Here is a 13,372-nt window from a genome sequence, read left to right on the forward strand (position 1 = left end):
TGGTGGGCTAGTCGCCCGGTTCGCTCTGGACGCCGGTCACCCGGAGGGGGCCGGTGGTGCCGTCCCGGCCCTCGCTCCGCGGCACCAGCCGGAGGGTGAGGGTCTGGGTTCTGGTGCGGGTGGAGCGGGTGCCGCCGCCGGCGTTGAGCACCCACCACTGGACGCGCCCCGAGGCGTCGCGGTCCCGGCCGGCGACCGCCTCCAGCGTCACGGTCACCTCGGCCACGTCGAAGCGGACGGGGCGGCCCTCGCCGGCTCGTCCGGCGTTCTCCAGTTCGGCGCGCAGCGCCTCGATCGCGTCGGACAGCCCGACCGGGCCGAGCTCCTTCATCGGACTCCTCTGGATGTCGGCTTCGTCGCTATTGTGCGCCCTGCGGAACAACGGCGCACCCGGTTGTGCGAAGCGGCCCCTTTCGGGTGCGCGCGTCTCCCGTGTGCGCCAACTCCCCATCGGTGGGCGGCCGGTGGCGCCGACGTAGCCTGGGGCTCCGGACGACACGCGAGGAGCCCCGTGAGCGGTTTCGAAGAGGTGGAGAGCGATGCGGCCCCGTGGCGGCTGCTGCTGGACTACATCCGTCCGCACCGCGGGGCGCTGGCGCTGGGCGCGCTGCTGTCCCTGGTCACCGGGGCGACCGCGCTGCTGCTGCCGCTGGTGGCCAAGGGCCTGATCGACGACCTGTCGCACGACCGGGCGATCACCGGGGCGCTGCTGGGCATGTCGGCGCTGGTGGTGACCAACGCGGCGCTGGGGGCGCTGGGTTCGTACGTGCTGCGGCGCACCGCGGAGTCCGTGGTCCTGGGGGCGCGGCGTTCGCTGTCGTCGTATCTGCTGCGGCTGCGGATCGCGGCCGTGGACCGCAGCGAGCCGGGCGATCTGATGGCCCGGATCACCTCCGACACGACGCTGCTGCGGGAGGTCACCGTCGACTCGCTGGTGGGCCTGGGCACGGGCGGGCTCACGCTGGTCGCGACGCTGGTGATGATGGGCCTGGTGGACGCCGTGCTGCTGGGGGTGACGCTGGCCGTGGTGGTGGGCGCGGGGACCGTGCTCGGGGTGATCGTGCCGCGCATCAACCGGGCGAGCCGGCGGGCGCAGGACGCGGTCGGTGTCATGGGGGCCGCGCTGGAGCGGGTGTTGGGGGCGCTGCGCACGGTGAAGGCGTCGGGGGCGGAGCACCGGGAGGAGGCCACTCTGCACGCGGCGGCCGAGGAGTCGTGGCGGCAGAGCGTGAGTGCGGCCAAGTGGTCGGCGGCCGCGGGCAATACGGCGGGGCTGGCGATGCAGTGCGCCTTCATCACGGTGCTCGCGGTGGGCGGGGCGCGGGTGGCGACGGACGCGATCGACATCGGCACCCTGGTGGCGTTCCTGCTCTACGTCTTCTATCTGATGTCGCCGATCCAGCAGGTCGTCGGCGCGATCACGCAGTACCAGACGGGTGCGGCCGCCCTGACCCGGATCCAGGAGGCGCTGCGGCTGCCGGCCGAACCGGCGGCGCGGCCCGCCCCGTTGCCGTCGGCGGAGGCCGAGCCGGCTTCGCTCTCCTTCACCGACGTGCGGTTCCGGTACGCCGAGGATCTGCCGTATGTGCACCACGGGGTGACGTTCTCGGTGCCGCCGCGGGGCATGACCGCGTTCGTCGGCCCGTCGGGCGCGGGCAAGACGACGGTGTTCTCGCTCATCGAGCGGTTCTACGACCCGGAGTCCGGCGTGATCGCCCTGGACGGACGCGACCTGACGGAGTGGGAGCTGCCCCGGCTGCGGTCCGCCATCGGGTATGTGGAGCAGGACGCGCCGGTGCTGTCGGGCTCGCTGCGCGACAATGTGCTCCTGGGCAACCCGGAGGCCGACGAGGACACCGTGCGGCGGGTGCTGAAGACGACCCGCCTGGACGGGCTGGCGGACCGGCTGCCCCGGGGCTTGGACACGCTGGTCGGGCATCGCGGGACCAAGCTGTCCGGGGGTGAGCGGCAGCGGGTGGCGATCGCCCGCGCCCTGTTGCGCCGCCCGCGTCTGCTCCTGCTGGACGAGGCGACCTCGCAGCTGGACGCGGTGAACGAGGCGGCGCTGCGCGTTCGACCACGGTGCTGGTCGTGGCGCACCGGCTGTCGACGGTGACGACCGCGGACCGGATCGTCGTCATGGACGCGGGCCGGGTCCGGGCGGTGGGCACGCATCGCGAACTGGTCGCCGCCGACCCGCTGTACGCGGAGCTGGCCGCGACGCAGTTCCTGGCGGAGGTGGACTGAGTTCGCTTCCGCACAGGGCGAAGGGTGATCGTCACGGAGTTCACACAGGCGGTTGAAAAGTAAAGCAAGGCTAACCTAAGCTCACACCTCGTGACTGCGACCCAACGGGGCGCACTCCCCACAGGTGTGCCCTCCCGTGCCCTTCGGCACACGTCCTTGTTCGTCCTCGGCCTCGGAGCACTGCTGCTCTGCACCGCGTCGAGCCTCGCGCTCGGCGCCCGCTCCGTACCCCTGTCCACAGTGGCCGACGCCCTGTTCGGCCACGCCCACGGCCGCGAGGCCCTCGTGGTGACCGGGCTGCGCCTGCCACGCACGGTCATCGGCCTGGCGGTCGGCGCAGCGCTCGGCGTCGCGGGTGCGATCGCCCAGGGCGTCACCCGCAACCCGCTCGCCTCCCCCACCACGCTCGGCGTCAACGCGGGCGCGGGGTTCGCGGTGGTCGTCGCGATCTACGCGCTGAAGCTCGACAGCCCCGGCGAGTACGTCTGGTTCGCCTTCGCCGGAGCGGCCGGTGCGGCACTGTTCGCCCTGGCCCTCGCCCGGCGCGCCGGGGACCTCGACCCGGTACGGCTGGGACTCGGCGGCACGGTCCTGCAACTCGTGCTGCTGTCCTGGACCTGGGCCGTGATGCTGCTCGACCAGCGCACCCTGGACGAGGCCCGCTTCTGGCTCGCCGGATCCCTCGCGGAACGCCCCCTGGACACGCTGTATCCGGTGCTGCCCGCCCTGCTGCTCGGCCTCGTCCTCGCCCTCGCCGTCTCCCCCGCCCTCAACACCCTTGCCCTGGGCGACGACGCGGCCCAGGCGCTCGGCGTGCCGGTGAACGGGATCCGGCTGGCGGGCGGCATCGCGGTGGTGCTGCTCGCCGGTTCCGCGGTGGCGGTCGCCGGGCCGGTCGCCTTCATCGGACTCGCCGCGCCCCATCTCGTACGGCCCCTGCTCGGCGGCGACCACCGCCTGCTGGTCCCGGGCTGTCTGATCGCGGGCCCGCTGCTGCTGCTCTCGGCCGATGTGCTCGGCCGGGTCGTGATCCGGCCGTCCGAGCTGGAGGTGGGCATCGTGACCGCCTTCCTGGGCGCCCCCCTGCTGGCCCTGCTGGCCCGGAAGGTGGCCCGATGACCGGCCTCACCCTCTCCGCCGCTACGACCGCCCCGTCCCGCAGCCGGTCGCGCCGCCGCGTCCTGCTGTTCGCGGCGACCGGTTCGGCCGCCCTCCTCGCCCTGCTCACCGTGTCCCTGACGACGGGTGAGATACCGATGTCGGCGACGACCGCGCTGCGCGCGCTGGTGGGCCTCGGGGACTCCGGGAACGTCCTGGTCGTCCAGCAGTTCCGGGCACCCCGCGCCGTGGCGGCGATCGTCGCCGGGGCGGGTCTCGGCGCGGCGGGCGGGGTGCTCCAGCGGCTGTTCCGCAACCCCCTGGCCTCTCCGGATGTCATGGGCGTGACAGGCGGGGCGTCGCTGGGCGCCGTCGCGCTGATCGCCGCCGGTGCCGCACAGACGCTCATCCCACTCGGCGCGCTGGGCGGCGGCCTGCTCGCCGCGCTGCTGCTCGGCGTGTTCGGCCAGGGGTCCGGCGCGAGCGTCACCCGGCTGGTCCTCACCGGACTCGCCGTTCAGGCCGGACTCGCCGCCGCCGTGAACCTGATGATCGTGCGCTTCCCGGCCGAACTCGCCGGCTCCGCCCTGCAGTGGACCACCGGTTCGGTCTACGGGCGGACGTGGACGGAGGTGTGGGGAGCGAGCGGCGCCATGGTGCTCGCGCTGGCCGTCGCGCTCGCCCTGCACCGGCGGCTGGCCGTGCTCGACCTCGGGGACGAGTCGGCGGGCGCCCTGGGCCTGCACACCGCCCGGGCCCGCCTCCATCTCCTCGTCATCGCCGTCGTGCTGGCCTCGCTGGCCGCCGCCCTCGCCGGCCCGGTCACCTTCGTGGCACTCGCCGTGCCGCACCTCGTACGGCTGCTCACCGGACCGCCCACCGCCGCCTCCGTGGCGCTCGCCGGCCTCACCGGGGCGGTGCTGCTGCTCGCCTCCGACCTGGTGGTGCAACACCTGCTGCCGGTGGAGGGCCTGCCCGTCGGAGCGGTCACCGCCACCCTCGGCGCGCCCTGGCTGCTGATGCTGATGCTGCGTCACACCTCGCCCGTGCGGCAGGGCCCCGCATGACCACTCCGCCTCCCGTACCCGCCCAGGAGCCGCCGCACATGAGCCCCGCCAACCGACTGACCGCCCAGGGACTCGATCTGCGCTACGGCGACCGGCTCGTCGTCGACGGGCTGGACCTCACCCTGCCGGGCGGCGCCGTCACCGCGATCGTCGGCCCCAACGCCTGCGGGAAGTCGACCCTGCTGCGCGGTCTGAGTCGACTGCTCACCCCGGCGGCGGGCGCGGTCACCCTCGACGGCGTCGACATCCACCGGATGCCCGCCCGGACGCTCGCCCGTCGTCTGGGCCTGCTGCCGCAACAGCCCGTCACCCCCGAGGCCATCACCGTCGAGGCGCTGGTCCGGCTCGGCCGCTACCCGCATCAGCGGCTGCTGAGCCCCTGGTCGGCCGACGACCAGCGCGCGGTGGAGGACGCCCTGCGGCGCACCGGCACCGCGGCGCTGCGCGACCAGCCCGTGGACCGGCTCTCCGGCGGCCAGCGCCAACGGGCCTGGATCGCCTTGGCGTTGGCCCAGGACACCGACCTGCTGCTGCTCGACGAGCCGACCACCTTCCTGGACCTGCGCCACCAGCTCGATGTGCTCGACCTGGTCGCCGCCCTGCACGCCGAGGCGGGCCGCACCGTCGTGATGGTGCTGCACGACCTCGGACAGGCCGCCCGCTACGCGGACCACATGGTGGTCCTCAAGGACGGCCGCCTCGCCGCCGCCGGCGCCCCCGCCGACGTCCTCGACGCGGAGCTGGTCAAGTCCGTGTTCGACGTGGACTGCCGGGTCGTCCCCGACCCGGAGACCGGCACCCCGCTGGTCGTTCCGCGAAGCAGCGCGGTACGGCACTCCGCCACCCGCGCCTGACCACCCACCCGTACCCCACGGGCCCGAACAGAAAGACCACCCCCCATGTTCAAGCGCTCTCCCCTGCGCGGATTCGGCCGGATCCTGGCCGTACCGCTCGCCGTCGTCCTCGGCACGACCGTGCTGGCCGGCTGCGGCGGCTCCGCCTCCGACGACTCCTCCGCCGCGCAGCCCGCCGCCGCGTCGGCCGGCTTCCCGCGCACCGTGCGGACCGCCATGGGCGACGTGAAGATCCCCGCACGGCCCCAGCGGGTCGTCGTCCTCGACACCGGCGAGCTCGACGACGTCACCCTGCTCGGCATCGACCCGGTCGGCGCGGTCGCCCCGCACTTCAAGACCGAGGGCGGTTTCCCGACGTACCTGAAGGGCGAGTTGAGCGGGACCGAGGACGTCGGGCCGCTCCTGGAGCCCAATCTGGAGAAGATCGCCTCGCTCAAGCCCGACCTGATCCTGTCCTCCAAGGTCCGGCACGAGAAGATCTACGACAAGCTCAGCGCGATCGCGCCCACGGTGTTCACCGAGACCACCGGCGGGGTCTGGAAGGACAACCTGAAGGTCCACGCGCAGGCCCTCGGGCTGGAGAGCGAGGCCGCGGCCAAGCTCAAGGAGTTCGAGGGGCAGGCGGCCGCGCTCGGGGCGGCCATCAAGAAGAAGAACGGCACCCTGCCCACGGTGTCCGTGGTCCGCTTCGTCGCCGGCCCGACCCGGCTGTACCAGTCCAACTCCTACAGCGGTGTCGTCCTGAACGACATCGGGCTCAAGCGGCCCGCCTCGCAGGTCTCCACCGATCCCAAGGTGACGATGAGGGACGTCAGCCCGGAGCAGATCGATCAGGCCGACGCGGATCTGATCTTCGTCACGACGGCCGATACGCCGGACAAGACCCAGCAGAAGCAGGTCACCACCAACCCGGTCTGGAAGGACCTGCCCGCCGTGAAGAGCGGCAAGGTGTTCAACGTGCCGGACGAGACGTGGATGTCCGGGATCGGGGTGCAGGCGGCTGAGCAGATGCTCAAGGACGTGGCCGAGGCCATGGGTGTTGCTCCGGTGAAGTAGCTGTCGTCTTGCGTCTGCGGGTCCGTTGGGGCTTGTCGCGCAGTTCCCCGCGCCCCTTTCGGGGCGCGGGCCCGCTCTCCTCTCCACCGCTAGCGGAAGGTGACCCCCCACCCATGCGGCTCTATCTGCTTGCCCTGAACCCCACCGACTCCGTCACCGAAGGCTTTCTGCCCGCCGCCCTGCGGCTCGGGCTGGAGGTCACCCTGCTCACCGATCGGGCCGACGCCCATCGGGACATCCAGGCCGGCGTCGAGGTGCTGGAGTGCGACGTCCGGGACTTCCGGGCCGTCGTCGGTGTGATCTCGGCGCATCACCGGCCCGACGCCGTCTTCACCAACAGCGATCACCTCCAGACCCAGGCCGCGCTGGCCGCCGCCTACTTCGGGCTGCCCCGCAAGGACTGGCGGGCGGCTCTGCGGTGCAAGGACAAGGCCGAGATGCGCCGCCGGCTCGCCGCCTCCGGCGCGGACACCGTCTGGTCCGCCGAACTCACCGAACCCGCGCCGCTGGACGCCCCCTACCCCTGTGTCCTCAAGCCGCGCGAGGGCGTGGCCAGCGAGGACGTCGTCCTCGTCGACGGGCCCGAGGAACTGGTGACCCGGTCCAAGGAGATCCTGGACCGGCGCCCCGGAGCCGCCCTCGTCGTCGAGGAGTACCTGCCCGGCGAGCTGTACACCCTGGAGACCCTCGGCGACGGCCGCCTCCGGCACGTCCTGGGCGGCTTCCACACCGAGCTGTCGCCGCCCCCGTACTTCATCGAGGAGCGTCTCACCTTCGTCCCCGCGCACCCGGAGCCGGTCGTCGCCCAGGTGCTGGCCCAGCTCGACGCGCTCGGCGTCGGATTCGGCGCCTGTCACACGGAGTTCGTGGTGCACAAGGGGCGCGCCAGGATCATCGAGGTCAACTACCGGGCCATCGGAGACCAGTGCGACCTGCTGCTCGCCCGTCTGCTGGACCTCCCGCTCTTCGAGCACATCCTCCGCGTCCACCTGGGTGAGCCGCTCCCGGCGGAGCTGGCCGCCCGCCGCGGCGGCGCGGCACGCCTGGACTATCCGTGCGCCGACCGGGCCGGGACGCTCACCCGCGCCCCCGAGGCCGCGGAACTCACCGTCGACGGCGTGCATCTGACGTACCGTCCGCTGCGTTCCCCGGGCGAGCGGCACGGGCTGTACCGCACCAACCGCGACTATCTGGGCGTCCTGCGCGCCACCGGCACCGATCAGGCGACGGTCGACCGGGTGTCCGCCGCGTACCTGGCCGGGCTGCGCTGGGAGATCCGGCCGTGACGACCGCCACCACCGACACCTGCGAGGCGGAGCTGGTGCTGCGGGTGCTGAGCGCCCTGCTGCGCGAGGACGTGGCCGGGCTGCGCAGCCGCAGCGAACGCGTCGACCTGCCGGACGGCCCCTGGCTGCGCCTGCCCCCGCTGCTCCTGCCCGTCCGGCCGGAAGGCTTCCAGTGCGAGCACGCCGCACGGCTCCCGCTGCTGCGCCGGACCGACGGCGTCGAGCTGACGTCGTACACGGCGATCCTCGGCGCCCTGCGGGACCTCGCGGAGCCCGAGGACCGGGGCGGCTTCGACGCGTTCGCCGAGGAGTGCCGGCAGACGCTGGCGACGATGCGGCTGCACGCCGGGACACGGACCGACGTCCTGGGCGGCCTGGCGGACCGGTACGGCCCCGACCCGGCGCACTGGACCGGCCTCGGCGCCGCCCTGGCCTTCGACGCGCTCGCGGCACGCCGCGACCACCCCGTCTACCCGACGGCGCGCGGCCGCTCGGGGCTCACCGAGGACCAACTGCGTTCCTACGCCCCCGAGTTCCATCCCCGCTTCACGCTGCGCTGGCTGGCGCTGCCCCGGGAGGAGGTCACCGTCACCGGGCCGCTTCCGGACTTCTGGCCGACGCCCGCCGCGCTGGGCCTGCCCGGCCTGGAGCACAGCCACCTCGCCCTCCCCGTCCACCCGCTGACCGGCGAGGGAGTGCTCGTCGACGACGCCCGTGCGGACGTCGTCCCGACCCTCTCCATGCGCACCGTGGCCGTGGTCGACGAGCCCGCTCTGCATCTGAAACTCCCGCTGCCCACCTCGACGTTGGGCCTGCGCAACAAGCGGTCCATCAAGCCGGGCACGCTCGTCGACGGCGCGGCCGGACAGCGGCTGATCGAGGCCGTCGTCGCCCGTGAGCCCCGCTTCCGGGACACCGTCCTGCTCGCGGACGAGACGACGTACGCCCACGCCGGCGACGAACGGCTCGCGGTGCTCTGCCGCCGCTACCCGGCCGGCCTCGACGACAGCGTCGTGGTGCCGCTCGCCGCGCTCCTCGCCGAGGCGCCGGGCGGACGCACCGTGCTGGACCATCTCGCCGACCGCTTCCACGGCGGGGACCCGCTCGCCCTCCTGGACGCCTTCCTGACCCCGCTCCTCGACTGGCAGACCACCCTGTTCGGGTACGGCGTCGCGCTGGAGTCGCATCAGCAGAACGTGTCGCTGGTGCTGAGCCCCGGCGGCCGGACGCGGCTGCTGTTCAAGGACAACGACGGGCCGCGCGTCAACCCCGAGCGACTCTCCGCCGTGCTGCCCGGAGCGCCCTGGGGCTTCGACGACACGCGGACGTTCACCGACGGCGACGGGCCGGTCGCCGACGTGTTCGCCACCATCACCGTCCATCTGTGCGCCGGCGCCTTCGCGTTCGGTCTGCCCCGGCCCCTTCGCCGGGCGGCACTGGACCTCGTGCGGGACCGGCTGACCGAGGCCGTCGAGCGGCTGGGCGGCGAGGCGGGGGCCGTCCTGCGGGCCCGGGTGCTCGACGCACCGCGCCTGCCGGTGAAGGCGATGGTCACCGCCGGGACCCTGCTGTCGAAGGAGCGCTCGGGCGCCGCCGACGTCAACAAGCACTACACCACCGGACCGAACTATCTGCGGAGCCGCTCATGAGCGCCGGGGCGCTGCCCGTGCCACGTCCGGCCCTGGGCCGGTCCCAGGTCCACGCCGTGGCGGGCTGCTACTTCGTGGCCTCCTTCGCGGCGCTGGGGCTACCGCCCTATCTCACCGAGATCCTGCCGGAGCTGGGGGACCGCGGCGCCCGCTGGGCGGGGGTGCTGTACGTCGTGCCGACCGTGTTCGGCGCACTGGGCGCCCCGTTGTGGGGGCGGCTCGCCGACCGCTTCGGACGCAAACGGCTGCTGCTGCGCGCCCAGTTGGGCCTCACCCTGTCCTTCCTGCTGGCGGGCTGGGCGGACTCGCTGGCCACCTTCACGCTGGCCCTGGTGCTGCAGGGTGTCCTGGGCGGCACGTTCGCCGCGTCCAACGGCTATCTGGGCGCCGCCCTGGAGGGTCCGGCGCTGTCGCGGGCGCTCACCCTGATGCAGGGCAGCGCGCGGGCGGCGCTCGTCGCGGCGCCGATCGTGGTCGGCACGCTGTCGGGCGTGCTCTCGCCGCACCGCCAGTACGCCCTGCTCGCCGTGCTCCCGCTCACGGCGGCCCTGCTGCTGGCCGCCCTGCCGGAGCCGCCGCGCCGGGCCCAGGACGCCGGAGCACCGGCGGCGCGGCTCGCGGCCACCCCGCCGGCCGTTCCCCTCCGGGCCCTGTACGCCCTGGAGTTCGCCTTCGTGTTCTCCACCGTCATCTCCTTCCCCTATCTGATCGCCCTCGTCGACGACCGGTTGCCGGGAACCTCGCCGACGCTGTCCGGCGTGCTGTTCGCGCTGCCACACCTGTGCTATCTGGTGTCGGCGCTCGCCGTGCACTCCGCCTTCCACGACCGGCCGCGCACGGGGCTCGTGCTGGGCTTCGTCTGTATCGCCCTCGGCCTGGCCGGGCACGGCGTGGCCGCCTCCCTGCCCGTGCTGATCGGGATGCGGCTGCTGCTCGGCGCCGGACTCACGCTCGGCCTGGTGTGCCTGTCGGTGCTGGCCGCCGACTGCGCCCGGGGCCGGGAGCCCGGCGGGCTGTTCGGCTCGCTGGAGTTCTTCTCCAAGGCCGGCGCGGTCGCCGCCGGCCTGGCCGCGGCCGCGGGCAGCGCCCGCTTCGGGCCGGCCGCCCCCGTGCTGACCGGCGGCGCGGCCGCCGCCGTCGCCGCCCTCACGACCCTTCTGACCTCACCGCGCACCCGCTGGAGCCGCTGATGCCGTCGCTGACCTCCGAGTCCGGGAGCACCGCCACCCGGGCCGGCCTGCCCACCGCCGCCGACGCGGTGGCCCACACCCTGCTGAACTGTCTGCTGCGCGAGGTGTCCGGGCCCGAGCACCAGACCGTCGTCGCCGACCGCCATCTGCTGCTGCGCCTGCCGCGCCGCGGGGTCCTGCTCCGCGTCGCCCTGCGCCGCACGTCGCTCCTGGGGGCCCACCGCTTCACCGGCCCGGTGAGCGAGCGACGCGAGGACGGCTGGTCCGCGCTGGACTGGCGGCGCCTCGCCGAGTACGTCCACGACGAGCTGACCCTGCGGACCGGCGTACGCAACGAGGAGTTCCTGGAGCAGGTGGCCTCCAGCCACGACGCCGTGGCCGCCGCGCTTGGTGCCGTGGAGCGGGACGCCGGGCCCCGGGACGCCTATCTCGCCTCCGAGCGGTCGCTGCTGTTCGGTCACCGCTTCCATCCCACGCCCAAGGCCCGCACCGGCGACCCGCGCGACTGGGCCCGGTACGCGCCGGAGACGGGGGCGTCGTTCCCGCTGCGGCATCTCGCGGTCCGTCCGCGTCTGATCGCCGAGGAGTGCGCGGACCCGTGGGCGACAGCCGCGCTGGACGGGCTGCGCCCGGACGTCCCCGCCGGGTTCCGCCTGCTGCCCGTCCACCCCTGGCAGTACGCGGCGCTGCGCGAGCACCCGCTGCTGCGCGCGGCCCTGGAGCGCGGCGAGATCGTCGACCTCGGCCCGGGCGGACACCCCTTCGCGGCCACGGCGTCGGTGCGCACGCTCTACGACGGGCAGACCTTCCTGAAGTTCTCCCTGAACGTGCGCATCACCAACTGCGTGCGCAAGAACGCCAGTTACGAGCTGACCGGCGCGGTCGCGCTGACCCGGGCGCTGTCCGGGGCCCTCGCCGACCTGGCCGCGCGCTTCCCCGGTGCCGCGGTCCTGCGCGAGCCCGCCTATCGGACGCTCGCCCTGCCCGGCCCCGACGGCACCGCGGACCGGTCCCTGCTGGAGGGCTTCGGCGTCATCGTCCGCGAGGGCCTGCCGCGGCGCCTCGCGCCCGGGACCACTCCCCTGCTGGCCGCCGCGGTCGCCGACGAGTTCCCCTCCGGCCCCGCCCACCTCACCCGCCTGCTCCCCGGCACGGACCGGGACACGCTCCTCGACTGGTGGTCGGCCTACCTGGCCCTGCTCGTGCCCCCGGTGCTGGCCGCCTACTTCGACCACGGCGTGGTCCTGGAGCCGCATCTGCAGAACGTGCTGATCTGCGTGGACGACGGCGGCCGGCCCGCCCAGGTGCTCTTCCGCGACCTGGAGGGCACCAAGCTCCTGCCGGAGCGCCACACCCGTACGCTGGCGGCGCTGCCGCCGGAGGTGTCCGGCCCGATGACCTACGACGCACAGCGCGGCTGGGACCGGGTCGTGTACTGCCTGCTCGTCAACCACGTCGCCGAACTGCTCGCCGTCCTCGCCGATCTGCGCCCGGGCCTGGAGGCCGCCCTGTGGGCCCGGGTGCGGGACGAGGTGTCCTCGTACGCCGACCGGCACGGCTGTCCGCCCCGCCTCGCGGCCCTGCTCGCCGGGGTCCCGCTGCCGGCCAAGGCGAATCTGCTCACCCGCTGGGAACGCAGGGCGGACCGGGACGCGGACTACGTCCGCCTGCCCTCCCCGCTCGCCGCGGGCATCCTGCGCGACACGACGGAGAGCGCCCGATGAACCCGGTCCACGCACTCGCCCGCTCCCTGCCGAGCACCGAACTCCCCGCCTACGTCTACGACATGGCCGACCTGCGGGCGCACGCCGCCGCCGTGCGGGCCGCCCTGCCGGAGCGGGTCGAGCTGTACTACGCGGCCAAGGCCAACCCGGAGCCGGAGATCCTGGCCGCGCTCGGCCCCTACGTCGATGGCTACGAGGTCGCCTCGGGAGGCGAACTCGCCCATGTGGCACGGCTGATGCCGGGCCGACCGCTGGCGTTCGGGGGACCCGGCAAGACCCCGGACGAGCTGGCGGCGGCGCTGGAGCTGGGGGTCGAGCGCTTCCACGTCGAGAGCGCGCACGAGGCACGGATGCTGGCCGCTTCGGCGGGCCCACGGCGGCGGATCAAGGTGCTGCCGAGGGTCAACCTCCCGCTGCCCGAGCAGCTGTTGACGGGCAGCCACTTGACGATGGGCGGGCGTCCGACGCCGTTCGGCATGGATCCCTCCCAGGCCGAGCCGCTGATCCGGGCGCTCGCCGACGGGGCGTACCCGGCTCTCGAACTCCACGGGGTCCACGCCCACCTGGCGAGCGGACTCCAGGCGGCCGACCAACTGGCCGTCGCGGAGCGGATCGTGGAGTGGGCCACGGCTCTCGGCGTGCCGCTCGCGGAGGTCACGGTGGGCGGCGGCATGGCCGTCGACTACGGGCACCCCGAGGAGCGCTTCGACTGGGCCGCGTACGGCAAGGGGCTGGCCCGCCTCACCGAGGGGCACCCGGGGCTGACCCTGCGCATCGAGCCGGGGCGGGCGCTGACGGCGTACTGCGGCTGGTACGTCACGGAGGTGCTGGACGTGAAGCGCGGGCACGGTGAGGAGTTCGCCGTCGTCCGGGGCGGCACCCACCATCTGCGGACACCGGCGGCCAAGGGGCACGACCAGCCCTGCGAGGTGCTTCCCGTGGAGTCCTGGCCGCATCCGTGGCCGAGGCCGGTCACGGAGGGTGACCGGGTCACGCTGGCCGGCCAGCTGTGCACCCCGAAGGACGTATTGGCGCGCCGGGTGCCCGCGCGCGGGCTGCGGGCCGGGGACCGGGTGGCGTTCCGGCTGGCCGGGGCGTACGCGTGGAACATCTCCCATCACGCGTTCCTGATGCACCCGCGACCGGGCTTCCACTTCCTCGACGGCGAGTGAAAGCTGCCTCGACGGCGGCTGACGGTTTC

At 74.0% G+C, this 13,372-nt stretch carries 10 protein-coding genes and 1 pseudogene; 10 read left to right on the forward strand and 1 reads right to left on the reverse strand.

The window, feature by feature from the left end:
* Window positions 1-7: 7 nt before the first annotated feature.
* Complete coding sequence (locus ACZ5NW_RS20380) at window positions 8-331, reverse strand: trypco2 family protein (RefSeq protein ID WP_468745258.1); 324 nt, start codon at window positions 329-331, stop codon at window positions 8-10.
* A 198-nt stretch (window positions 332-529) separates the two neighbouring features.
* Between ACZ5NW_RS20380 and ACZ5NW_RS20385 the strand changes: the two are divergent.
* The 10 genes and pseudogenes from ACZ5NW_RS20385 to ACZ5NW_RS20430 all read left to right on the forward strand — a co-directional run bounded on the left by ACZ5NW_RS20385 (window position 530) and on the right by ACZ5NW_RS20430 (window position 13,343).
* Window positions 530-2,247, forward strand: a pseudogene (locus ACZ5NW_RS20385) (ABC transporter ATP-binding protein).
* 126 nt (window positions 2,248-2,373) lie between these two features.
* The gene (locus tag ACZ5NW_RS20390) at window positions 2,374-3,366 is read left to right on the forward strand and encodes a FecCD family ABC transporter permease (protein ID WP_468745633.1); all 993 of its coding nucleotides are present in this window, start codon (window positions 2,374-2,376) and stop codon (window positions 3,364-3,366) included.
* Window positions 3,363-4,412, forward strand: a complete 1,050-nt coding sequence (locus ACZ5NW_RS20395; RefSeq protein WP_468745259.1) for a FecCD family ABC transporter permease — start codon at window positions 3,363-3,365, stop codon at window positions 4,410-4,412. The genes ACZ5NW_RS20390 and ACZ5NW_RS20395 overlap by 4 nt, the downstream gene beginning before the upstream one ends.
* A 38-nt stretch (window positions 4,413-4,450) precedes the next feature.
* Window positions 4,451-5,266 (forward strand): ABC transporter ATP-binding protein, encoded by an 816-nt coding sequence (locus tag ACZ5NW_RS20400; protein WP_468745260.1) that lies wholly within the window; start codon window positions 4,451-4,453, stop codon window positions 5,264-5,266.
* A 45-nt stretch (window positions 5,267-5,311) separates the two neighbouring features.
* Entirely contained in the window at window positions 5,312-6,322 is a 1,011-nt protein-coding gene (locus ACZ5NW_RS20405; protein ID WP_468745261.1) for an ABC transporter substrate-binding protein, read from the forward strand.
* Window positions 6,323-6,435: 113 nt separating this feature from the next.
* Window positions 6,436-7,608 (forward strand): ATP-grasp domain-containing protein, encoded by a 1,173-nt coding sequence (locus ACZ5NW_RS20410; protein WP_468745262.1) that lies wholly within the window; start codon window positions 6,436-6,438, stop codon window positions 7,606-7,608.
* Window positions 7,605-9,257, forward strand: coding sequence for an IucA/IucC family protein (locus ACZ5NW_RS20415; RefSeq protein ID WP_468745263.1), 1,653 nt, complete (start codon window positions 7,605-7,607; stop codon window positions 9,255-9,257). Before ACZ5NW_RS20410 ends, ACZ5NW_RS20415 begins: the two co-directional genes overlap by 4 nt.
* The gene (locus ACZ5NW_RS20420) at window positions 9,254-10,447 is read left to right on the forward strand and encodes an MFS transporter (protein WP_468745264.1); all 1,194 of its coding nucleotides are present in this window, start codon (window positions 9,254-9,256) and stop codon (window positions 10,445-10,447) included. Before ACZ5NW_RS20415 ends, ACZ5NW_RS20420 begins: the two co-directional genes overlap by 4 nt.
* Window positions 10,447-12,171, forward strand: a complete 1,725-nt coding sequence (locus ACZ5NW_RS20425) for an IucA/IucC family protein (RefSeq protein WP_468745265.1) — start codon at window positions 10,447-10,449, stop codon at window positions 12,169-12,171. Before ACZ5NW_RS20420 ends, ACZ5NW_RS20425 begins: the two co-directional genes overlap by 1 nt.
* A complete protein-coding gene (locus tag ACZ5NW_RS20430; RefSeq protein ID WP_468745266.1) occupies window positions 12,168-13,343 on the forward strand; it encodes a type III PLP-dependent enzyme in 1,176 nt (391 codons plus the stop codon). Before ACZ5NW_RS20425 ends, ACZ5NW_RS20430 begins: the two co-directional genes overlap by 4 nt.
* Window positions 13,344-13,372 lie beyond the last annotated feature (29 nt).

This window comes from Streptomyces sp. NPDC032126, from assembly GCF_055580085.1.